Annotated in this window: 19 protein-coding genes and 1 pseudogene; 16 read left to right on the top strand and 4 right to left on the bottom strand. The window is 60.5% G+C overall.

The annotated features are described in order from the left end of the window. On the top strand, positions 1-549 hold the full coding sequence (locus tag OKW40_RS28210) for an MbcA/ParS/Xre antitoxin family protein (protein ID WP_121319894.1): 549 nt from the start codon (positions 1-3) through the stop codon (positions 547-549). A gap of 610 nt (positions 550-1,159) precedes the next feature. Here the strand turns inward: OKW40_RS28210 and OKW40_RS28205 are convergent. Together OKW40_RS28205 and OKW40_RS28200 are read right to left on the bottom strand one after the other, a co-directional pair. Next, positions 1,160-2,839 (bottom strand): fatty acid--CoA ligase, encoded by a 1,680-nt coding sequence (locus tag OKW40_RS28205; RefSeq protein ID WP_429492836.1) that lies wholly within the window; start codon positions 2,837-2,839, stop codon positions 1,160-1,162. A gap of 812 nt (positions 2,840-3,651) precedes the next feature. After that, positions 3,652-3,870 carry a hypothetical protein gene (locus tag OKW40_RS28200; protein WP_429492834.1) on the bottom strand — a complete coding sequence of 73 codons (219 nt, stop codon included), beginning with the start codon at positions 3,868-3,870 and terminating at the stop codon, positions 3,652-3,654. A gap of 206 nt (positions 3,871-4,076) precedes the next feature. Here OKW40_RS28200 and istA point away from each other — a divergent pair, with 206 nt between their 5' ends. From istA to OKW40_RS28150, 10 genes are all read left to right on the top strand, one after another. After that, positions 4,077-5,579, top strand: coding sequence for an IS21 family transposase (gene istA, locus OKW40_RS28195; RefSeq protein WP_429492832.1), 1,503 nt, complete (start codon positions 4,077-4,079; stop codon positions 5,577-5,579). Next, the gene (istB, locus tag OKW40_RS28190) at positions 5,566-6,333 is read left to right on the top strand and encodes an IS21-like element helper ATPase IstB (protein WP_429492830.1); all 768 of its coding nucleotides are present in this window, start codon (positions 5,566-5,568) and stop codon (positions 6,331-6,333) included. The genes istA and istB overlap by 14 nt, the downstream gene beginning before the upstream one ends. Then, positions 6,330-6,554, top strand: a complete 225-nt coding sequence (locus tag OKW40_RS28185; protein ID WP_200654721.1) for a hypothetical protein — start codon at positions 6,330-6,332, stop codon at positions 6,552-6,554. The genes istB and OKW40_RS28185 overlap by 4 nt, the downstream gene beginning before the upstream one ends. A 417-nt stretch (positions 6,555-6,971) precedes the next feature. Beyond that, positions 6,972-7,793, top strand: coding sequence for an SDR family NAD(P)-dependent oxidoreductase (locus tag OKW40_RS28180; RefSeq protein ID WP_429492828.1), 822 nt, complete (start codon positions 6,972-6,974; stop codon positions 7,791-7,793). A gap of 150 nt (positions 7,794-7,943) precedes the next feature. Further along, on the top strand, positions 7,944-9,152 hold the full coding sequence (locus OKW40_RS28175) for a CaiB/BaiF CoA transferase family protein (RefSeq protein ID WP_429492826.1): 1,209 nt from the start codon (positions 7,944-7,946) through the stop codon (positions 9,150-9,152). A 460-nt stretch (positions 9,153-9,612) separates the two neighbouring features. Then, positions 9,613-10,668: a 3-keto-5-aminohexanoate cleavage protein gene (locus OKW40_RS28170; RefSeq protein WP_429492824.1), complete on the top strand. Its 1,056-nt coding sequence runs from the start codon at positions 9,613-9,615 to the stop codon at positions 10,666-10,668. A gap of 42 nt (positions 10,669-10,710) precedes the next feature. Then, on the top strand, positions 10,711-11,532 hold the full coding sequence (locus tag OKW40_RS28165) for an SDR family NAD(P)-dependent oxidoreductase (RefSeq protein WP_429492822.1): 822 nt from the start codon (positions 10,711-10,713) through the stop codon (positions 11,530-11,532). A 31-nt stretch (positions 11,533-11,563) separates the two neighbouring features. Beyond that, on the top strand, positions 11,564-12,325 hold the full coding sequence (locus OKW40_RS28160) for a carboxymuconolactone decarboxylase family protein (RefSeq protein ID WP_429492820.1): 762 nt from the start codon (positions 11,564-11,566) through the stop codon (positions 12,323-12,325). 115 nt (positions 12,326-12,440) lie between these two features. Next, positions 12,441-13,775 (top strand): MFS transporter, encoded by a 1,335-nt coding sequence (locus OKW40_RS28155; protein WP_429492818.1) that lies wholly within the window; start codon positions 12,441-12,443, stop codon positions 13,773-13,775. A gap of 288 nt (positions 13,776-14,063) precedes the next feature. Continuing rightward, positions 14,064-15,302 (top strand): porin, encoded by a 1,239-nt coding sequence (locus OKW40_RS28150; protein WP_429492816.1) that lies wholly within the window; start codon positions 14,064-14,066, stop codon positions 15,300-15,302. A 181-nt stretch (positions 15,303-15,483) separates the two neighbouring features. Here OKW40_RS28150 and OKW40_RS28145 read toward each other — a convergent pair whose 3' ends face one another. Beyond that, positions 15,484-16,527, bottom strand: a complete 1,044-nt coding sequence (locus OKW40_RS28145) for an AraC family transcriptional regulator (protein WP_429492814.1) — start codon at positions 16,525-16,527, stop codon at positions 15,484-15,486. Between the two features lie 717 nt (positions 16,528-17,244). Here OKW40_RS28145 and OKW40_RS28140 point away from each other — a divergent pair. Then, positions 17,245-17,523 carry an HU family DNA-binding protein gene (locus tag OKW40_RS28140; protein WP_134137930.1) on the top strand — a complete coding sequence of 93 codons (279 nt, stop codon included), beginning with the start codon at positions 17,245-17,247 and terminating at the stop codon, positions 17,521-17,523. A 636-nt stretch (positions 17,524-18,159) separates the two neighbouring features. Here OKW40_RS28140 and OKW40_RS28135 read toward each other — a convergent pair. Continuing rightward, positions 18,160-18,483 (bottom strand): type II toxin-antitoxin system RelE/ParE family toxin, encoded by a 324-nt coding sequence (locus OKW40_RS28135; protein WP_429492811.1) that lies wholly within the window; start codon positions 18,481-18,483, stop codon positions 18,160-18,162. A gap of 412 nt (positions 18,484-18,895) precedes the next feature. Between OKW40_RS28135 and OKW40_RS28130 the strand changes: the two are divergent. The 4 genes and pseudogenes from OKW40_RS28130 to OKW40_RS28115 all read left to right on the top strand — a co-directional run bounded on the left by OKW40_RS28130 (position 18,896) and on the right by OKW40_RS28115 (position 21,896). Beyond that, a pseudogene (locus tag OKW40_RS28130) lies at positions 18,896-19,167 on the top strand (HU family DNA-binding protein). A gap of 341 nt (positions 19,168-19,508) precedes the next feature. Then, on the top strand, positions 19,509-19,946 hold the full coding sequence (locus OKW40_RS28125; RefSeq protein WP_134137927.1) for an SET domain-containing protein: 438 nt from the start codon (positions 19,509-19,511) through the stop codon (positions 19,944-19,946). Between the two features lie 517 nt (positions 19,947-20,463). Beyond that, positions 20,464-20,745: a hypothetical protein gene (locus OKW40_RS28120; RefSeq protein ID WP_429492809.1), complete on the top strand. Its 282-nt coding sequence runs from the start codon at positions 20,464-20,466 to the stop codon at positions 20,743-20,745. Between the two features lie 332 nt (positions 20,746-21,077). Then, positions 21,078-21,896 (top strand): DUF5677 domain-containing protein, encoded by an 819-nt coding sequence (locus tag OKW40_RS28115; protein ID WP_429492807.1) that lies wholly within the window; start codon positions 21,078-21,080, stop codon positions 21,894-21,896. The last annotated feature ends 91 nt before the right edge of the window (positions 21,897-21,987 follow it).

Below are 21,987 nucleotides of genomic sequence, written 5' to 3'. Positions count from 1 at the left end.
ATGCGCGAATACCGTGACAGGATGGTGCAGGAGATCGCCGCCTGCACATGCGACCGCTGCAGCCAGCGCATGTCGCCCGATGATGACCAGGGGGAGTGGTATGAAAAAGTGTCGCTCGACTGGCGCGGCGGCTTTGGCTCGGTTTTTGGCGACGGTGCCCATCTGAGCATTGACCTTTGTCAGCAGTGTCTCCGCGATACGCTCGGGTCATGGCTGCGGGTCGATCCGCCGTCCGCAACGGATAACGTGATTGAAGCCTTGAAGGGCGTCGTTTCCCGACCCGACGTGCGGGTAACTGTGGACCAGATGAATCCACTGCTGTTCGGCGAGCAAGACGAGTCCCGTGGCACGTTACTCCTTGCGACACGTCTCGCGAAAATAGTCGCGCAGGCGATAGCCGTCTTCCGGGAGCAGGATAAGGCGATCCGGTGGCTGGTCATGCCGCACAAGCAGTTTGCCGGCCGAACTGCGCTCGAAATGGCGAAGACCGAGGATGACGCACGGCTGGTTGAGGAAGCGCTGGTGCGGATTGACGAAGGGTACGGATAGCAAAAGGCCGGACTTTGGGGGCGCGACTGAAGAACTTGTTGCCCGATTGCGCATCCGCACATCGCCTAAAGCCGACGATCATCCGATGCGATAACTTGTATGTTGTCGCTGGGCATCCCCTTGAGCAAGCCTTTTCGCCGCGCAGTTTCGGACGCAACCGGAAAACGGTCTTTAGCCCCGACATCCGGCTGACCGGTGCGCTCGGGTTGCGCTCACTGAGCTATCAAGCCACGAAGCGGCCGGTGGCATCGTGCGAGCCTGCGAATGGCTGATCAAGGTTCCGTTGCTGAACGCGTACAGTCGGCCATGAAGAGACGTTCGCCAAGTCGCTTGAGTGGACATTCATTCGTCGGCTTCACTCTCGCTAACGGTCGTTCGGCCTTCGGACAGTGCGTCGGGTGTTCGGCATTCCATGCGCGATCGTGCCGACATACATAAGGGCATACTCGGTCCCCATGCTCCGCGTTGACGTAAATCCACTGGGTCTCGCCGACGCAATGCACGAAGACGTCGATGCGTGTCTGGGCGCCGACGACCCATTCCGAAAAGCCCACCTCGCGATCGACAACACCGGAAGTGTTGTAACTAATATTCGAGAATACTCGTAGCGTCACCTGCCAGTTATTGATTGGGGAAACTGTTCGCGCAACCGCTTCTTGTTGATTTTCCCGACACTTGTCTTCTCCAGCGAGTCGACGAACTTGACGATCTGCGGCACCGCATATTTGGAGATCACCCCTTTGTCACTGAACGTGAGGACGTGCCTGGTGATTTCATCCTCGGTGACCGGAGGAGTGTGGTCCTCTGCGAGCACGATCAACGCCACCGGGCGTTCGCCCCATTTCGTATCTTGGACTCCGATTACGGCAACCTCAGCAACGCCTGGATGTCGGGAGATCAGACTTTCGATTTCAAGCGAGGACACCCACTCGCCGCCGGACTTGATCACGTCCTTGAGACGATCGGTGATCTGCAGATAGCCATCAGTGCCGATGCTGGCGATGTCCTGCGTATGCAGATAGCCGCCCGCCCACAGTTGCGCGGAGGCCGCTTCGTTTTTCAGGTAGCCTTGGGTCAACCAGGGCGCGCGCACGACGATTTCACCCGCCGCCTTGCCATCGTGCGGCATGTCGCGCATCTGCTCGTCGACAACGCGTAGCTCAACCAGCGGTAACGGCAGTCCCGTAGTGCAGCGCAAGCGCAACTGTTCGGCGGCATCGCGCGTAGCGTCCCCCGGTTTCAGTTGCGCGAGGCTGAGGGCGGGACAGGTTTCGGACATGCCGTATCCGGCGAAAATGTCGATGCCCCGTTCGAGCGCCGCGCGCGCCAAACCATGAGGCAACGCACCGCCGCCGATCACGACCTTCCAGTGGCTGAGATCAATATGTCTGGACAACGACGAACTCAGCAGCATGTGCAGGATGGTGCCGACGCAATGCGAGAACGTGACGTTTTCATCGCGTATCAGTTCGAGCAATCGGTCCGGAATGTAGCGGCCGGGATAGACTTGCTTCACACCCAGCATGGTCGCGACGTAGGGCATGCCCCATGCGTGTACATGAAACATTGGCGTGAGCGGCATGTACACGTCGCCGCGATGAAAGCGCTGGCCACTTACAGGGCTAGCCAGTGCGGCCATCATTGAAAGGGTATGTAAAACTAGTTGGCGATGGGTGAAGTAGACGCCCTTTGGTAATCCGGTGGTGCCCGTCGTGTAGAACGTAGTGGCGCGAGTGTTTTCGTCGAAGTCTGCAAAGTCGAACCTCGGCGAGCTTGCGGCGAGCATCGCCTCATACTCGGTGGAGAACCGGATCGTGTGTGTGCATTGCCCGCCGTCGTCGTCGATCAGAACAATGGTATGCACTGTTTCGAACTGCTCCTTGATCGCTTCGATCGTCGGCAGGAAATCGGTATGAACGAGCAGCACCTCGGCGCCGGCATGATTGATCGTGTACAGGATCTCCGCCTGGGACAAGCGGACGTTGACGGTTTGCAATATGGCTCCCATCATGGGTACCGCGAAATAGCATTCGAGGTAACGATGACTATCCCAATCCATGATCGCCACTGTGCTGCCATGTTCTACGCCAAGGCCGCTCAGACCGTTTGCCAGTTGCGCAATGCGTTCTGGCAGGATCGAATAAGTCAGCCTTCGGTTGCCGAGATAAACGATTTCCTGTTCGGGTGCATGGGCGAGCGGCGTATGCAGCAACTGCTTGATCAATAGTGGGTACGCATAGGCTGATACCTTCGTATCCATCGCCTGCTCTTGTACTGTTTGTCGGTTCATTACGGCACCTTCCGGTTGTGTCATGTGTATCGACTAGGAACGCCAGATCATAAAATCTTTACGTCGATTATCGTCGATCGCCCGTATCGTTTTTGCCTATTCCAATGGAAATAGGCGGACTGCTGAGGAACATGAGCAGAACTCGTGAATAAAAGAATCATAAAAACCCGACATCGGAAAACGATGTAAGGGGTCCGCGCAGGTGGTTGACCAAATGCTTGTTCCGCAGGCGCTGGATACCGGCTGGGCAACGTCATCACGTACAGCGAGTCTTGCTGTGCTAGTGCAGGCAACTGTAGAGAGGTTTCCCGGAGTGAGTTCATCATTTCGTAACTGATGCTGATCATTTCGACACTCCCCGCATTGGGAATTGCCCGAGTTTCCTAACTGCTCTCCACTAGATATTTGGTATCTCTGATCGATTGGCGCGTCCTGTGAACGGCGGTCGAAATCCGACATTAAACGGCGGCGTCAGTCAGGAATTCGGAATGTTTTCTAGTCTTCCGGGCTAATCCGAGATGACTGATACGGGTGGCGCTGAGGTTATGGGGCGCATCGAAAGGAGCCCGTAGGGCGAGTGCAGATGCGCCCCGGCGGGAGCCGGTTCAGGAAGGGGTGACGCAGCAGGCTTGATGCGGTAAAAGAGGATTTGCCGCCGAAGAAACAGGCCCGACACCGGCGCAAACCGCCAAGTTCAATCCGGTGTCGAGCCCAGCACGCGCACGACAGGGTGCGGGTGTGCCCAAGTATGGCACTGCCCGTCAGCCCTGTCGATATCGCATCGGCATTGACAGGGATTGCCGGTGCCGAGCTCAGCCCGCCTCTTTGTCTGCGCCCGTTGCCGGGCGCAGGTCATCGTTTGCCGCCGTTGCGACCGCGGCCAGATCTATTGCGACGGCGACTGTTCGTTGCTCGCCCATCAAACCAGCATGCGTGTGGCCGGTCAACGCTACCAGCGCACCCGCCACGGCCGTTTTGCGCACGCCGAACGGATGCGCCGCTATCGCAGCCGCAACAATAAAGTGACGCATCAGGGTTCCGCTGAGCCTGCCGCCGATGCTTTACTGACACCGACTTCGACGACATCGGCCACAGCAGCGGTATCCACGCACACCGCACCTGTGCCTGAGCATTGCCACTTCTGCCACTGCGTCTGTGCGGGTTTCGTACGCCTGGGTCCACTTCGCCGTCGGGTCTTCCGTGATGTTCGTACTGCTACTCACTACACAGGTGACCCATGACCATCGGAGTCGAACTCGAGGCGCAGATCCTGCGCTACTACCACGTTGAGAAGTGGCGTTGCGGCACCATCGCGCGCCAGTTGCACGTGCACCGCGGCACCGTGCAGCGCGTCCTTGCACAGGCTGGCCTGCCACGGATTGGCGCAGTGCTGCGACCCGCGCAGATCGATGCCTACCTGCCGTTCATCCATGAGACGCTGAAGAAGTTTCCCTCGCTCACGGCGAGCAGGCTGTATGCGATGGTCAGCGAGCGCGGCTACCGGGGCAACCTCCACCATTTCCGCCACCAGGTGGCGCTGCACCGCCCTCGGCCTGTTGCCGAGGCTTACCTGCGCCTGCGCACGTTGCCTGGGGAAGTCGGCGAGTGCGACTGGGCGCATTTCGATCGCCTGCAGATCGGGCGTGCGCGTCGGCCCTTGATGGCCTTCGTGATGGTGCTGTCGTGGTCACGTCAGATCTATCTGCGCTTCTTCCTGGATGCGCGCATGGACAGCTTCCTGGCGGGTCACGCCGGCGCTTTCGCAGCATGGTCCGGATTACCCAGGATCATCAAATACGATAATCTGCGCAGTGCCGTGCTCGAGCGCCAGGGCGACGCGATCCGTTTCAATCCGCAACTGCTCGCGTTCGCCGCGCATCATCACTACGAACCCCGTCCCGTGGCCATAGCCAGAGGAAACGAGAAGGGGCGCGTCGAGCGTGCCATCAGGTTTGTACGCGACGCGTTCTTTGCCGCGCGCAAATTCACTGACCTTGATGATCTGAACGCCCAGGCCGCACTCTGGTGCGCGGGGCCAGCAGCCGATCGCCCCTGCCGCGAGGAGCCCACGATCACCGTACGTGAGGCCTTCGCCCGCGAGCAACCCAGCCTGCTCGCGTTGCCGGAGAATCCGTACCCGTGTGAACTGCAACTGGCCGTGACGGTCGGCAAACAGCCGTATGTCCGCTTCGATCTGAACGACTACTCGATCCCGCATACCCACGTGCGCCGCACGCTCACGGTACGCGCCGACCCCGGGCGGGTGCGCATTCTCGACGGCGCCGATCTGCTCGCGACCCATGAGCGCAGTTACGATCGTGGTGCGCAGATCGAGATCGCGGCACATCTGGACGCGCTCGTCGCCAGCAAACGCGAGGCGCGCCACCATCGCGGTCTGGACCATCTGGCCCATGCGGCGCCGGCCAGCCGGACCCTGATGCTGCGCGCCGCTGAGCGCGGCGCCAATCTGGGCAACATCACCGCCCAGCTGCTGCGCCTGCTTGACCGCTATGGCGCAGCCGAGCTGCAGGCGGCGATTGAGGAAACGCTCGCCAGCGATGCCGCGCCTCACCAGAATCCGGTGCGTCTGGCGCTCGAGCGTCGACGCGAAGCCCGCCAGGCACCTCCTCCGGTGACCATCAGTCTGCCCGAACACGTGCGTAACAAAGACACGCTGGTGACGCCCCACCGGCTCGACATCTACGATCAGCTCAATGGAGCGCACGATGAGCACGACTGAGAATCTGCAAAGCCGCGCAAACGCCTTGCGCCTGTACGGACTGCTGGCGCACTGGCCCGAGCTCACCAATGCTGACTGGGTCGAACCGCTCGTGCAATGGGAGGAAGACGAGCGTGCCCGCCGTTCGCTTGAACGACGCATTCGTGATGCCCATCTGGGTAACTTCAAACCGCTGTGCGACTTCGACTGGGCGTGGCCCACGCGCTGCGACCGGCTCGCGGTCGAAGAGCTGATGTCGCTCGAGTTCGTCAGGGACAACGCCAACGTAGTACTGATTGGCCCGAACGGCGTGGGCAAGTCGACGCTGGCGCTAAACCTGGCCTACCAGGCGCTCGTGAACGGGCACACGGCGCTGTTTACGAGCGCCGGCCAGATGCTCGGTGAGCTCGCAGCACTCGACAGTGACTCGGCCTTACGCCGGCGGCTGCACCGCTATACGTCGCCTGCGGTGCTCGTCATTGACGAGCTCGGATACTTGTCCTATTCCAATCGCAATGCCGACCTGCTGTTCGAACTGATCAGCCGCCGGTATGGAGTCGCGAGTACAGTCGTGACAACCAATCGACCATTTGCAGAATGGTCAGAGGTGTTTCCAAACGCCGCGTGCGTCGTCTCGCTGGTAGACCGGCTGGTGCACCGCGCGGAAGTCATCGCCATCGAAGGCGAGTCATACCGGGTGGAGGAAGCCCGTGAACGCGCCGAGCAGCGGGCAAGCAGGCGCGGTGCGGCACGCGGCGGGAAGACAAAACCATGAAGCCCCTTCATCAGCCTTCAGGTATCACCCACGGGCTCGAGTTCCTGATTGCGGAGAACTGGTCCGCTGATCAGGCGCTCGCTGTCGTCGAACTTATCGACGATCTCCGCGAGCGCATCGTCGGGCACTATCAGATTGCGCTCAATGAACTGCTGCGCGAACAGCGCTCGCCTCCTGGAAACCCTCACCCTCCTCGTGACAACGAGGCCGACCCATTCTGACTAACGACCGGCACGCTCGACCATCGGCGCCAACGACTGACCACGGTTGTTGATAATCATTGAAAGGCCTCCTTGCGCCGCCGTTTAGTGTCGGATTTGCACCGCCGCTAACACGTCCACCATCGAGCGCCCGATCAACGCTCGGTCGCCAGGTTGACATTTCTCGCGCAATTGGTCGACGTCGATGTCGAATCTGACAATCTGCCTCTGCAAGACGGGCATGCGGTTCAATGCCCGGAAGATGTGTCGCCTAGATCCAAAGTGACGAAAAGATAAAAATGCGTGACGAGAAGAATAACGGGAAATCAGCTGCGTCCTTACACTGAATCGAGACGCGACGCCTGTCCGGCGCGGTTTCCCGTTGCGACAGGGCTGTTGCAGGATTGATCGCCTTATCACCCTTTAAGAGGTTGCTTGATGAAACTTAGAGACAGAGTGGCACTCGTTACCGGCGCGGGGCCTGGGCTCGGCAAGGCTTGTGCGGAAGCGCTGGCCAAAGAAGGCGCACGCGTGGTGATTTGCGATGTCAACGATCAGTCGCTGGAAGAAGCCCGCGCCGAGGTCGAAGCATGCGGTGCCGAATGCCTCGCCTTGCGATGCGATGTTTCGTCCAGTTCGGAGGTGAGCAAACTGTTCGCGCAGGTCGTCGCGCGCTTTGGGACACTGCACATTCTGGTCAACAATGCAGCGCTGACTCCTAATCGTCCAATTGACACAGAGCGTCGCAACAAGCTGTATGCGTACATGCAAACGCCGGTACCGCGCCAGTCGCTGGGGTTCACGAGTGAGATTGACGATGAGGAGTGGCACCGTTATTGGGGCGTCAATGTCCACGGCGTCTTTTATTGCACACGGGAGGCGTTGAAGCTGATGGAGCCGCAGCGCGACGGGAAGATCATCAATATCGCGTCGATTGCTGGACTGTCGATCAAGAGCGCGCATAGCCCGCATTACTGCGCAACCAAGGGAGCGATGATTGCATTCACGAAGTCGGTTGCATTCGAAGTGGCCGGCGCGAATATCTTCGTCAACGCGATGGCGCCGGGAGGAGTGGCCACCCCGGCATTTAACGACTATCTCGACAAAATCGGCGACGAAGGTCGCAATCGACTGTGGCAAAGCTGCCCGCTGGGCCGCTTTGGTACTGTGGAAGAGTACGCGTCGACTGTCGTCTATCTGGCGGGTGAACACTACCTGGTAGGTCAGGTGCTCAGCCCGAACGGCGGCTCGGTCATTTGACCACTGTTATATGAAATCGAAATGTACGACGGCTGCCAAGCCGAAATTCCCCAGCCGAATGCTCGGCCGGTCTGGTGAATCATCCTTCATTTATCGTCTTGTGACGTATCTACGAATGCTGTCGTATACAACTCAACACGGAGAGACACGTTGCAGACTGACAAAACGGCGCTACCGCTAGCGGGCGTGCGCGTCCTGGACCTTTCCCGCATTCTTGCCGGACCGTGGTGCGCCATGGTGCTGGCCGATCTGGGCGCCGAGGTCATCAAGGTCGAACATCCGGAAAGGGGGGACGACACGCGTGACTGGGGGTTACGAGTCGGTGCTTCCGAAACGGCCTATTTCAATAGCGTCAACCGGAACAAACGTTCCGTCAGCCTCAACTTGCAGTCGATAGAAGGTGCTGAATTGGCGCGCGCATTGGCAAGAGAATGCGACATCGTCATCCAGAATTTCAAGGTCGGCGGTGCGGCTAAGCTTGGGCTTGGCTATGACGATCTGCGTGCCGGGCGGGATGATCTGATCTACTGCTCGATTTCCGGATACGACCACACCGGCCCCGAAGCCACGCGCCCGGGCTACGACCTCGTCGTTCAGGGCGAGGCGGGCCTGATGGGTATGAACGGCGAGGCGAACCAGCCACCATTGAAATTCGGTGTGGCGGTTGTTGACCTGTTCACCGGCATGTACTCGGCCCAGGCGATACTCGCAGCGCTGTACCAGCGACAGCGCACTGGCCGTGGCCGCTCGATCGAGATGGCGCTTTTCGATTGCGGTTTGATGATCACCGCCTACTACGGCCTTGAGGCCTTGCTGATGGGCGAAGATCCGCCGCGCCACGGTAACGCGCATCCGTCGATCGTTCCGTACGGCGTGTTCGACGCTGCCGACGGCCCGCTTGTTATCACGGTCGGCAACAATGCCCAGTTCGCCCGCTTTTGCCGCGACGTCATCGAGCGGCCAGACCTTGCCACCGATCCGCGATTCCAGTCCAACCTCGAACGGTCGAAGCATCGCGACGCGCTTCTTCCGGAAATCGATCACGAGCTCCGCAAACGCAAGCGGGAGAACCTGCTCGATCAACTGACCCGTTCGAACATCCCTTGCGGTGAAGTACTGGGCCTGCACGAAGCACTCACGTCAAGACGCGCCAGCGATGCCGGGCTGGTCACGTCGCATCGGCATCCAGTGGCAGGTAACGTCAATGTGTTCGCGCCTCCGTACCGCTTCGACGGCGAACGCTTGCCCGTGCGCAGCATTCCCCCGCCATTGGGCGAAGGAACATCAGACATACTGAGCGAGCTGCTCGATGTCTCCGCTGAACGGCTCCGTGAGTTGAAGGCTGCAGGCGTGATCTGATCGCGCTTTCCTTACCAGTATCGCAAGGCCGTCGATGAATGCGCCTGGGGCGAGCGCGGTCGGCTCGGCAGATTGAATGCGCAATACGTCCTGACCTCACCGGGTCCGCATCGCCCCGCAGCACTGTCCCGCCCTCGCGCCTGAATAGCGCCCGCCGAGCCCGAGCCATTGCACGGTACCGCGGGCCGTCCCCATTTAATAGCAAGCACCCGACCTCGCGTTTTGCAGGCCCGCTCGTACGCAGTGGCTGCCTGCGCGCACCTGTTCCCAAGCAGCGATCGCCTGTCTCCGCCTTTCCCAATGCGCCGGTCTCCGAACGGGTAAATCCCGATGCACGTGATGACGAAATGATAAAAGTGGGTGACAAAATGATAAATACATTGTTGCGCATTTCCTTAAAGTTGAATGGACGGATCAGCCTGATCAAGGCCGGTCATCCCTTACCTGCTGGAGATGCCTTATGAATTTTCTCGACGATAGTCTTTTCCCCGAAGTTCAAGAAAAACTCGTGATTCAGGTGGCGCCGTTCGGCCCACAGTGGATTCCGAGCGACTCGGGCGACATCCCCGTTAGCATGGACGCCCAGATCCAGAAGGCGGTGGACTGCTACAACGCCGGCGCAACGGTGCTGCACGTGCATGTACGCGAGGAAGACGGCAAGGGCTCCAAGCGCCTGTCCAAGTTCAATGAGAGTCTTGCACGGCTGCGCGAGGCGGTCCCCGATATGGTCCTGCAGGTGGGCGGTTCGATTTCGTTCGCGCCGGAAAGCGAAGGGCAGGAAGCCCAGTGGCTCGATTACGACACGCGCCATATGCTGGCGGAGCTCGATCCGAAACCCGATCAGGTTACGATCGCGATCAACACCAGCCAGATGAACATCTGCGAGTTGCTCACGCCTGATGACGTCGCCGGCACCATCCTCGAAAAACCCGAATACTTCAATGCCTATTCGGAAATGATCGTCGATGCGAAGCCGTCGTTCTTCGTCGAACACCTGCGCCGCCTGCAGAAGGCCGGCATTCAGCCCCACTTCATGCTGGGTCACGTGCATCAACTCGAGAGCGTCGAGCGCCTGATCCGCCGCGGTCTCTACACCGGTCCGCTGGTGCTCAACTATGTCGCGATCGGCGGCGGCGCCGCCGGCCTGCATCCGGCCGACCTGATCGAATTCGTGCGCCGCACGCCCGACGGTTCGGTGCTGACGATTGAAAGCGCGATGCGCGCGGTACTGCCGATGAACGCGATGGCCATCGCGATGGGCCTGCACGTGCGCGTGGGGATCGAGGACAACCTGTGGGGCCGCAAGGGTGAGCGCATCACGTCGGTACAGCAGATCGAACAGACCGTGCGTATCGCGCGCGAACTCGGCCGCGATATCGCGACCGGTGCGGACGCGAAACGCATCTATCAGATTGGCGAGTGGTATCAAAGCGCAGACGAAACGATCGCCGCGCTCGGCATGGCGCCGAATCGCAAATCCGCCCAGCGCGGCTTTACGGTGCCGGGACACGCCTGACACCCAGGCGCGCGTTACTTCCACACTCTGACTGGAATGAACATGAAACTACGTGACAAGATTGCCCTGGTCACGGGCGTAGGCCCTGGTCTCGGACTCGCGTGCGCGGTCGCGCTCGCCGACGAGGGCGCGAGCGTCGTCGTATGCGACGTCGACGAGAATGCGCTGGCGACAGCTCGTGCCGCCGTCGAGGCCCGCGGTGCCAAATGTCTTGCGGTGCGGTGCGACGTGTCGTCCAGCGCAGAGGTCAAGACCCTGTTCGCGCAGATTGTCGCGCGGTTCGGCACCTTGCATATCCTGGTCAACAACGCCGCGCTGACGCCTAATCGCCCCATCGATACCGAGCGCCGCAACAAACTGTACGCGTACATGCAGACGCCGATGCCGCGCCAGTCCCTGGGCTTCACCAGCGAGATCAGCGATGAAGAGTGGCATCGCTACTGGGGCGTCAACGTGCACGGCGTGTTCTATTGCACGCGCGAAGCATTGAAGCTGATGGAGCCGCAGCGTGACGGGAAAATCATCAACATCGCGTCGATTGCTGGGCTCTCGACCAGGAGCGCGCACAGCCCGCATTACTGTGCCACCAAGGGGGCCGTGATTGCCTTCACCAGGTCGGTCGCATTCGAAGTGGCTGGAGCCAATATTTTTGTCAACGTCATGGCTCCCGGCGGCGTAGCCACCCCGGCATTCAACGACTATCTCGACAAAATCGGCGAAGACGCTCGCAATCGACTGTGGCAAAGCTGTCCGTTAGGCCGCTTTGGCACGGTGGAAGAGTATGCGTCGACGGTCGTCTATCTGGCGGGCGAGCATTACCTGGTTGGCCAGGTCATCAGCCCCAACGGCGGCTCGGTAATCTGAGCCCCATCCACCTTCCAGTCCAACAGTCCAAATGAACGCAAGACAACCTACACCCAATTACGACACGATGCGCGCAGCGGGCCTCGCTGATCCCGCACTGGACACGCTCGCGCAGTGGGATCCGGCATGGACCGAGTCCTTCATGGAGCTCAGCCAGAATGTGCAGACGAGTGACGTCCTCGACCCGCAACTAGTCGCGCTGATTCGCCTGAACATCGACGTGACGGCGACACATCTGTACGGTGCCGGTGTTCGCCGCCATGTGCGCGATGCGCTGCGTCTGGGTGTGACCCGTGCGCAGATCATGGAGGTGTTCAAGCTAGCAAGCGTGGTCGGCATTCATGCCTGCGCGCTGGGGGTGCCGATCCTCGCCGAAGAACTGGCCCATGCGGGCATTCCTGACGAAGCCGCTTCCGCCCCGGCGACGCCCGTATGCGATAAGGTGCGCGCGAACGGTATGTTCAATCCGCTGTGGGAGACGATCTATCGATGGGATCCCCAGTACCTGGAGAAATTCCTCGCGATGGGGTTGGGATTGTGGACCGACAACATCCTGCCGCCGCTGTGGATCGAATTTCTGTGCATCGCGGGCGATGCCGCCATTACTCATCTGTATGCGCACGGCACCCGCCGGCACACCAGGGCAGCGCTCGAACTGGGCGCGACCCGCGAGCAGATTCTCGAGGTGCTGAAGATCGTCAGCCTGCAGGGTATCGAAGCCTGTGAACTCGGCGTGCCTTTGCTCCAGGCGGAATGCGCAGAGTTCGAACGGGCGCAACGGAAGACTCTTTAAGCGACGGCCGTGGATTCTCTCCGGCGTGTCGTATAAGGCATACGCGCGGAATCTGTCATAACCCGATGCCGGCGACCGAGTTCTGCGGCATCGAAATGCAATAGCTGGAGACATCATGAGTCATGCTGCATCGCAGGCCGAGGCCATCACCGACACGCGCTCGTCGTCGGAAGTACGGGAGACGTACCGCAAAATCGCATGGCGTTTGCTGCCCTTCCTCTTTCTCGCGTATGCCGTCAACTCGATCGACCGGATCAATATTTCGTTTGCCAAGTTGCGCATGGCGCACGACCTTGGTCTGAGCGATGCAGCGTATGCGTTCGGCGCCACCGCGTTCTTTGTCGGCTACATCCTGTTCGAAATACCTGGCAACCTGTACATGCAGCGGGTAGGTGCACGCGCCACGCTGACACGCATCATGATTTTGTGGGGAGTCGTCACCACGCTGACCGGCTTCGTCAACACACCCACGCACCTGTATATCGCCCGCTTTGCACTGGGTGTCGCCGAGGCGGGGTTCTTCCCCGGCGTTATCCTTTATCTCACGTACTGGTTTCCGTCATGGAAACGCGGGCGCGTGACCGCGATCTTTTTCATGGCGGGATTTGTCGCGGGGATGGTCAGCGGGCCGCTTGCCGGTGCAATCATGACCGGTCTTGAAGGCTGGCAAGGCATGAAGGGCTGGCAAACGCTCTTCGTTCTCGAAGGTCTTCCCGCTGTCGCACTTGGCGCGTTCGCCTGGTTCTGGCTCGATGACAACCCGGCGCGCGTCACGTGGCTCACCGATCGGCAAAAGGCGATCGTCGTCGAGAATCTTCGGCTGGATCAGGCCTCGCGAGCTACCGAAAGTCAGTCATTCGGACAGGTCATACGAGATCCGCGCGCCTATATTCCCGGCATCGTGTTTTTCACGCTCTATTCCGGGACCAACACGGTGGCTTACTGGATGCCTTCGTTGCTGCAAAGCGTGGGGATTACCGACTTGCGCCGCATTGGCGTGATCGCGAGCGGCCCATACGTTCTCGCCATGGCCGCGATGTATCTGCTCGGGCGCAGTTCGGACAGGCACCTTGAGCGCCGCTGGCACCTCGCGGCGACCATGCTGACAGCCGCGGCCTCGTTCTGGTTGATGCATGTACTGCAAGCTGACGTGCTGCTCTCGACCCTCTTCATGACGATCGGCGCGGCTGCGTGCCTGGCGGCGGTGCCGCTCTTCTGGACGATTCCGCCCGCGTTTTTCAGCGCGAACGCGGCAGCGGGTGGCATCGCGCTCGTCAGTAGCATCGGTTCCCTGGCCGCGGTGCTCAGCCCGGTCACCGTCGGTGCCATCAAGACGCATACGGGTAGCCTGTATGTCGCCTTCGACGTGATCGGCTGCATGCTGCTGGTCGGCACCGTCGCCCTGCTCGCCGGCATACCGGCGGCCCGCCTTCACGAACGCCAGGCGTAAGGTCGCGCGCCAAAAGACCCGCGATATCCCGGCGTACTGCGACCGCGTCTGTCCGTGCCGCAAGGGCAGGAAGATCGCGATCTGTAACCAAGTAACAGGGTCCGGAATATGGTCTGCATCGACTGATGCAACGAGACTGTGCACGATTAGTACTGCAAATATTCTGATTAGAGAATGTGGTCAATAGAGAAGGACCGCGACGTCATGTGGGCGAAGAGACGTGACGCCAGCGTTCCCGAATTCAGGCAGTTGTGGGTTTAGCAAAGCAATTGACAACAAGGAGACGGTATGAAGTTGAAACTGGTGGCCGCTGCCGCGGTGGCCGTAATCGGGAATTCGGCGTATGCGGATTCGTCAGTGACGCTGTATGGCGTCCTTGACGCAGGCCTGCTATATCAAAGCACTTCGGCGGCAGTCGTCAGCGCCAACCCGTCGACGTTGACGGGGCTTCCGCCAGGCACGCGACTTCCTCCGGCTGCGGCGGCATCAGTGGCAAACGCCCTGAAGAATCTCGGGGCGGTCTATCGCTACAAGGACGGCGGCATCTATTCAAGTGTCTGGGGCATGAAGGGAACCGAGGATCTCGGTGGCGGCTACGCGGCGAACTTCAGGCTGCAAGGCACGTTCGACACTGGTACCGGCAAGTCTGGCCAGTCCGACACGGCGGGGGTCGCCGGGTTCTTCAGCCAGATTGCGACGGTCGGCGTGAGCGGCCCGTTCGGCTTGATTGACGCGGGTCGCCAGATCGCGCCGATGATCTACGCGATGGGGGAGACGGACGCTCGCCACGCGCAGTATTTCGGCAGTATCCTCGGTGCCTGGATCGGCCTGAACTCAGCAGCGGGCTGGCCTGGAACCAGCACCAATGGGCCAATCGGCGCACTCTACGACAGCAACGCAATTGTCTATAAGTCGCCGACCTTTTACGGCGTGAGCGCCGATCTGGAATACGCGCCGGGTGGCGTGCCGGGGCATTTTCAAGGGGGCACGCGCGAGTCAGCGGTGCTGAAATATTCGGGTTACGGCCTGCGACTCGCCGCGGTGTACTACAACGCGCACGATACGAATCCTTTCACGACCGTCTCGTCAACCGCCGCAACGGCCGTCCCCGCCAGCGGGCTAAACAACAACCGCTACTGGTACCTTGGTGCTCTCTACACGATCAAGGATTTCTCGGTGTCGGCCTCGTACAGCAACGGCGCAAATCCCGCTCCGAGGAGTGCGTTGAATCCGAATGGTGGTATCAGCCTGGACCTGTATTCGGTTGGGCTCGGCTACCGGTTTACGCCTGCGTTCAAGATCTCGAGCGGCCTCTATTACATCAAGGACAGAAACGATTCGAAAAACAGCTCGCTTGAGGTGGCGGCCGGAGCCGATTACAGCCTTTCCAAGTCCACTGTGGTCTATGCACAGGTAGGTTGGGTCAACAACCACGGAGATATGACTCAAGGTATTACCTACGGAGCACTGGTCGCGCCGGGAATGGGTACTGCGGCGGTCAATATCGGCCTGCGTCACAACTTCTGATCGGTTGAGCACCTGGCTCGCAAAATAATGTGAGTGAGCCGGGTTTCTGATCGTCCGGCGCATGGCGGGCGTGCCTGCAAAGCAAGGTCAAGCGAACACGGGCCATCTGGCAGGACATTGCGCTCGCTGCGCAGGTGCGACGCCGACCATCCTGGATCTGCATCGCGCGGAGCGGTCTGCGTCAGTGCGTGTCCTCGACGGCACGTGCCTGTGTGCGGGCCTCAGTCCTACGCCATTCGCTGGGTGTGCGGCCATACCAGCGCCGGAAGGCCCGGGTGAAGTTACCCTGATTCTCGTAACCCAGGCGCGTCGCGATATCGGCGATCTGCAGATCGGTCTGTGCCAGCAACTGGTTCGCCAGATTGCGTCTGACATCTTCGAGCAATGACTCGTAGCTTGTGCCCTGTTCGTCAAGATGGCGATACAGGGTAAAGCGGTGTATCGCGAAGAACTCCGCAACTTTCTGAGACGTACAGCCGTCTGGTAACAGCTTTTCGATTACCTCTCTTACACGCGAGCTGAAATCGCCGCCCTGACGAGCCTGCAACTCGGTCATGTGCTGGTGAAGGAAGCGTCCAAGTTGCTGATCGTGACTCGACCTCGGCTGATCGAGCAGCGACTGTGGAAACAGGACCTCGTATTGAGCCTGACCAAACCAGACCGGCGCCTGGAAATATTGCTCGTACAATGCGCTCGTTTTTGGCTTTCGAAACGCGATCCGAACGAGCGTCGGCCGCCACGAACGTCCGAGGATGATTTCCAGAATCCGGACGTTGGCTGCCAGATAGGCGGTGAGCAAGTGCCGCGCTCCAGGAATGTTCGAGTCGATCGAAACCGACATGCAGGCGTAGCCTTCGTCTTCCGTCATGCGGACGTGCAACCCGCGATACCAGAGACCGCAGAAACGAATAAGGCTTTCGATCGCCTCGCGCACCGTTGGAGCATTGAGGACGAGAAAGCGCAACGGTCCCGCATTGTCCAGTGTCGCCCTTTGACCGAGGAGCAATCCCACGTGTTCGCAGTGAATCTTTTTCGCTGCGGCTTCGAGAATCCGACCGTGCGTTACGGTAGAGAGGGGACTCAGGCGTGATGCCAATGCGCTGCGGGTCACGCCGAACGATTCAAGAAGTGGCCACGGGTCGGCACCGTGCTCGCGCATGACAGACGGCAGCGAATTGAGCGCGCCGATCGGGATGGACTTTTCCGCTGTTGATGCTCGCTTCATATCTCTGGCTCTTGCCGAAAATTCCTGTGTGGACGGGTACGCGATCTTGCTGGCATCCGAATATTTTACTGCCTTCCAGCCAGCTATTTGGCGATTCCTGAATAACTGCCGTTAGTGACACAGCGGTGTCTCTGTCCATGCATCCGCTGTCATTCGAATGATGAGCAGCCGTAGGTCCGGAGTGGGTCGACACCGGTCTATCGCTTTTGGATACGCCTATTGCCGCGATAAGCAGGCAGTTACCACGGCTGACCGATCGGACACGGTCGGTATGAAGGCCCGGATAGTAGTTATCCGACCCTTCGTTTCAGGATATTTTGTTCTTTTCCGGTGACTGAATTCAACGGGTTGAAAGCCCGGAGCCGTCCGCAGCAGCCCGTAGGCGAACGTGCGGGCGTGAACAGACCTTGTCTGAAGGGGCGGCGGATGACTGCGGCGCCGGGAAGCAGGGCAGAAGAACTCACCAGCCGTGATCGACGCAGGTCGTTGCCTTGCGGCGTCAATCGAGCCCTGAGGCGCAGAACCCTAGCCGTACACCTTGCCCCCAGCGTCTCCGGCTTTGGGTCCGCAGGACCCGTCCGGCCGGACACCGGACGACGCGGTCTCCGCCGACGGGTGCCCGACTGCCGGAAAAGCGACGGGCCCCGGGGCGGATGGCGCTCAGGCCGGTTAATCGGGTAGGGTGGCAGATTCTCATCACGTCAACAGGACACCCCCATGAACAAGCAGGAACTCGTCGACGCGGTCGCCGCGAAGGCCGGTACGAGCAAGGCGTTGGCCGCCGAAACTCTCGATGCGCTGATCGGCACCATCACGGCGGCGGTCACAAAGGGCGACACGGTCCAACTGGTCGGGTTCGGGTCGTTTTCGACCGGGGCACGTGCGGCGCGGGTCGGCCGTAACCCGGCGACCGGTGCCGAGATCCAGATCGCGGCCGCGAAGACGGTCAAGTTCACGGCGGGCAAGGCGTTCAAGGAGGCAGTGAACGGCGCCTGAGACCCGCTGCATCCGGTCTCCCGGTCCGCCTTGAGTTGACGAATATGTTCCTGGAGATACCAGAAAGGCGGTGTGCCCCCCCGCAGCCCAACGACCATAGTGGGCACGAACGCATACGGCTTCCCGGTCCATGCATGCTGCGGCGATGACTTGCCTTCTGTCACGCCTCAGGACGGCTGTGCCCGGGAACCGGTGCCGCGCGGGGAAAACCGGTGCAGCGACCGCGGCACCCTCCGGCATGCAACGAACCAAGGCTTACGCTGCGCACGTCGTCGGTACCTGAAACCGCGGCAGAGCCCGCATGCGCGAACCAACGCCGCTCCGGACAGGCTGTGCGTATCGGCTTAACACATTCGCACGATTCACCGTCCTGAAGGTAATATCAAGGCTCGCTTGCATCGACAGCCTGGCGGACATTGTCGACCGTAGCAGGCAAGCCTGGATGGACGATCGCGTCGTCGAATATTCTTTGCTGGGATCGGGCCGATGGTAGCAACCCTCCAGCTGCTCGCGCCCATGAGCGCCTGCCCGATGTCCGGCACGCGGATCTTTGTGCACAAGCGCGCAAAGCGCAGAATTGAAGAAGTTCAGCGACGCTGATAGGCTGCTCGCGGGCCTTTTGCCGTACCGACGGTGTCAGTAAGTCTCGCCGTCGTCGCTCGACAGCCACGCCGGGATATCGCGCTTGCCGTTGAGGACACGCCAGACCTCGACGTGATGCTTGCGCTCGATGTAGAAGATCAGATGCGGGTACCGATCAAGCGGCCATGACCGCAGGCCTGGTATATCCAGCTCGTAGGCGTAACGGGGAGACCCGGTGCTGGGGTGCCTGGCGAGATGCGCGTATGCCCGGTCGATCTCCGCGATGAACCTGAGCGCGGCGTCTTCCGATCCTTCGTCCAGGAAGTAGTGCGTGAGCTCGTCTTCTACGTCCTCTTGGGCCAGTCGAGTCTCGGGCAACGAATCCTTCGACGGAAAAGGCCGGAGGCCGTGTAACAATCACCCGGCGAGCGACGCGAAGGAATGAATGCCCCATGACATAACGCCTGTCGTCGAACGCACACGCACGTCTGCCACACCGCACGTCAGCCATTAAACGCAACGGTGATACGACCTGACGCCATTGAAGCCGACAAAAAAACGGCCCGCACCCTTCGCGGACCCGTCGTGGCGGAGCACAGACGGGCGGCCAGTATCCCGCCAGCCCCGCCTGTGCTCCGTTTTGCGGCCACGTGCTGTTAGCACGAGCCACCTCTACATGATAGGCAATGCGCCCGCCCGCGGGCAATACTTTTCACGCCCGTTGCTTGAGCCGTGGCGCGGGCGCGCGGCGACCGGCAGGGTGACGGCTTCATTCAACGGGGGAGCATCACTGAATAGACAGGAACCGGTCGAGGTCACCGCCGCGACAGGTGAAAGCTACTCCGCAACGGTTGACGCGATCCCCGCGTTCATCGCAGCGGTCACGGATGCCGTCACGCAGGGCGAGTCCGTCCTGCTGGTCGGTGTCGGCTCGTCTTCGACGGGCGCGCGCGCCGCGCGCGTGGGCTGCAACCCGGCGACAGGTGCAAAGATCCAGGTTCCCCAGCGAAGACGGTGAAGTTCACCGCCGGCAAGGCGTTCAAGGCGGCGGTCAACCGGTAATTGCCGGGCTGGACCTTTGCCCGGACCGGACACCGCGCAGGGCACCCGGACCGCTGGCGGTCGCGCAGCGGCAGATTGATCCACTTCACATCCGCGCGGCGTCCGGCATCGTCGGTGTGGCTCGGGCAGCGCATCACACGCTGCCCCCTCGCTTCGCCGGGCGCGTCGACCAGGCGGTTCCGATAGCAGAGGGGTATCGCGCACAGGCCTGCCTTTTCTGGCTGCGCGGACAGGTGAACCGGCCATGGGCGTGACAGCGGTTTATGACTGCCCCATTATGGCGAAGCGGCGTCCGTCCGCGAATCCGTCCGCTTATTGTCCATATCGTCAAATATACCCGTATGCGCCGTATCGTCGTTCGCAGTTCCCCCGTGCATGGTCGTGGCGTCTTCGCACTCGCCAATATCAAAACCGGAACATTGATTCTCGAATACAAGGGCACGCTCGTCTCGTGGAGGCGCGCCCAACGGGCCTATGAACGCTCCGCCGCCGAGTGGGGTCACACTTTCTTCTTCGGGCTCGACGATGGTCGGGTAATTGACGGTGGGCAGAGAGGAAACTCTGCCAGGTGGCTCAATCACAGTTGCTTTCCTAACTGCGAGGCCGAACAGGCGGGGGAGCGAGTCTTCATCCGCACGATCCGACCCATCGGAAAAGGCTCTGAGCTTTACATCGACTATCAGTTACAGATCGAAGGCCGCCGGACGGCTGGAATCACCCGGGCGTACGTCTGCCGCTGTCGTGCGGCTGACTGTCGAGGCACCATGCTTTCGGGGTGACCGCATGTCCGGTTGATAGTCGACCATGCCGTTTTCTGCCGGTACGTCACACGCCGGACCAGGATGCGGCGATCGGTTCAAGGATCGGAGCTTGCTGAAGGTTGAGTCAGCTGCAACAACTATCGTTAGTTATGCTTAAAAGCAATATGATCGCGCGCCTGGCTGACCGGTCACTGCCGGCGCGGACACGGTGAGCGGTGGTGCAGACAGTAATTGGACCAGTAATGCCTCGAAACCCTGCTGTTACGAGAAGAAAACTTATCTATATAGACGGGTTTCGCGATGCATTTTCCCCAACGTATCTTCACGGATTGGTGTGGGCACCTTTGTGAGGGATCGCGCGGTGTCCGTATCGACGGTAACTTCGTTACCCTCGCCCGAGGCCGGATGGGCCGCGAGGGGATCATCATTTACGCGTCAACGCGGTGCGACTCCCTGCAGCGATCTGCGCTATCCGACGCCGCTCGGTCCGACTGTGGTAAAACAGCGCGCGAATGCGCCGGTCTGCGGCGCACAGATGCAATCAGGAGCCGAGGTTGAGAAGGAAGTCAGGGAACAGCTCGCACGTCATCGCGGTCCGCGTCGAGCCGGCGATCGAACAGCGATTGAGACTGCTGGCGGAAGTCACAGGGCGCAGCCAGTCGTTTTTCTCAAGCAGTTGATCGAGAAGGGCATCGGCGCGATGGAAGACGCGTGGCTGCCGCAGGAAGTGGTGGCCCAGGTCCGCAGCGGGACACTGCCGGAGCGGCAGCGTGCCACGACCCTGGATCTGTTCCGGGATTCAATTTGCGAGCAGTGAGCACGGTCGCACCGCGTATCCGTGAGGGGCGGGCGGCGGGAGGGTGCACTCGCCCACGTCGCTCAGATGAAGCAAATCGTAGCTTCAGTTGCGGACATTGATGGCGAGTCGGCGGCGTTTCGCTCGGAACGGGCATGAGAGTTATGGCTTTCATACCCTTCGTTTGCGGAGAGCCCAAGCCCAGCGAGATGTCGGGCGTTTAGGGAGGTTCGACCAGCGACGCCTCGGTCCGCGGCGCTGGTTTGCGGATGCCGCCGCGATTCAATGCCCTATCATTGGGCGATGGCTCCGGCCAATGACCAGAAGCGACTAAAACGGGCAGACGAGGGGTTATGGCGACTTTCGAAGCGGTCGGCTTTCTATCCGACGACTTGGACCAGTGGAAACACGCGGCACACGAGGCATACGCCCCAGCGTTTGGTTACGCGTACCGTGCGAACGGCATGGCATTGCGGGCTATGAAAGCCATACCGATGCAAGGCATCTCGGAGGAGATGAAGTGGGCCATCGCGGCATTTGCACGGGCGACCGGCGCATTCCAGTGCTCTGTCCTGATGATTGAGCGCGGTGCGATGCCAGAAGCGCGCGCATTGGCACGCCTATGCGCCGAGACCCTCATCGTTGCGAAGGGACTGGTCAACTTGCCGGGCACACTCGAAATTATGCGCGAGAGTGACGCGGAACACAGCATCCGCGCGATTACTAACATCATCGGGTTGAACGCCGCTAATGCCCAGCCAGACGAAGAGTCGCTTGAGCGACTCAGAGGAACCAGGGCTGAGCTGGAACTCGCTTTTCCAAAGCGCCGGTCACTCAACTATCGAACGCTGGCGCTGAATACGGCCTTGGAGATGTTCTACGAAATTGCCTACCGATACACGTCAGGAGACGGCGCGCACGCGACACTGGGTGCTTTGATTCGGCATATAAAAGCGGAGGAGGGCAACCACGGCTATTTCTTTGGCCCGGACATCGCGGGTATGGCGTCCACGCTGTTGACCGTGAGCGTAGCGATCACCGAGCGTATTGACCTTGCTGTGAGTGGCATGGAATGCGGGGAGTTCGCCCCCGAATTGCGGGATTTGAGGCTGCACTGGTTCACGATCCGCGCCGATCTCGAAGCAAAGGCCGCGGAGGAATCGGCCGAGTAGGCCAGTCGCGGGACGCAGAATCCTGAGACGACAGGCAGCAAACCGGTCTGGAGTCCGATTCCCCGTCGCTCCGGCCGCGCAACAAGAAAGG

The organism is Paraburkholderia sp. RAU6.4a (assembly GCF_050435625.1).
GTDB lineage: Bacteria > Pseudomonadota > Gammaproteobacteria > Burkholderiales > Burkholderiaceae > Paraburkholderia > Paraburkholderia tuberum.
This window is presented reverse-complemented; position numbering and strand designations above follow the sequence as displayed.

Bases quoted from the DNA above. Each gene is read 5' to 3' on its own strand.
- OKW40_RS28115 (WP_429492807.1), top strand. From the start codon at position 21,078: ATGGCGACTTTCGAAGCGGTCGGCTTTCTATCCGACGACTTGGACCAG.
- OKW40_RS28170 (WP_429492824.1), top strand. From the start codon at position 9,613: ATGAATTTTCTCGACGATAGTCTTTTCCCCGAAGTTCAAGAAAAACTC.
- OKW40_RS28180 (WP_429492828.1), top strand. From the start codon at position 6,972: ATGAAACTTAGAGACAGAGTGGCACTCGTTACCGGCGCGGGGCCTGGG.
- OKW40_RS28205 (WP_429492836.1), bottom strand. From the start codon at position 2,839: ATGAACCGACAAACAGTACAAGAGCAGGCGATGGATACGAAGGTATCA.
- OKW40_RS28140 (WP_134137930.1), top strand. From the start codon at position 17,245: ATGAACAAGCAGGAACTCGTCGACGCGGTCGCCGCGAAGGCCGGTACG.
- OKW40_RS28210 (WP_121319894.1), top strand. From the start codon at position 1: ATGCGCGAATACCGTGACAGGATGGTGCAGGAGATCGCCGCCTGCACA.
- OKW40_RS28145 (WP_429492814.1), bottom strand. From the start codon at position 16,527: ATGAAGCGAGCATCAACAGCGGAAAAGTCCATCCCGATCGGCGCGCTC.
- OKW40_RS28120 (WP_429492809.1), top strand. From the start codon at position 20,464: ATGCAATCAGGAGCCGAGGTTGAGAAGGAAGTCAGGGAACAGCTCGCA.
- OKW40_RS28155 (WP_429492818.1), top strand. From the start codon at position 12,441: ATGAGTCATGCTGCATCGCAGGCCGAGGCCATCACCGACACGCGCTCG.
- istB (WP_429492830.1), top strand. From the start codon at position 5,566: ATGAGCACGACTGAGAATCTGCAAAGCCGCGCAAACGCCTTGCGCCTG.
- OKW40_RS28150 (WP_429492816.1), top strand. From the start codon at position 14,064: ATGAAGTTGAAACTGGTGGCCGCTGCCGCGGTGGCCGTAATCGGGAAT.
- OKW40_RS28185 (WP_200654721.1), top strand. From the start codon at position 6,330: ATGAAGCCCCTTCATCAGCCTTCAGGTATCACCCACGGGCTCGAGTTC.
- OKW40_RS28200 (WP_429492834.1), bottom strand. From the start codon at position 3,870: ATGCGTCACTTTATTGTTGCGGCTGCGATAGCGGCGCATCCGTTCGGC.
- OKW40_RS28125 (WP_134137927.1), top strand. From the start codon at position 19,509: ATGCGCCGTATCGTCGTTCGCAGTTCCCCCGTGCATGGTCGTGGCGTC.
- OKW40_RS28165 (WP_429492822.1), top strand. From the start codon at position 10,711: ATGAAACTACGTGACAAGATTGCCCTGGTCACGGGCGTAGGCCCTGGT.
- istA (WP_429492832.1), top strand. From the start codon at position 4,077: ATGACCATCGGAGTCGAACTCGAGGCGCAGATCCTGCGCTACTACCAC.
- OKW40_RS28160 (WP_429492820.1), top strand. From the start codon at position 11,564: ATGAACGCAAGACAACCTACACCCAATTACGACACGATGCGCGCAGCG.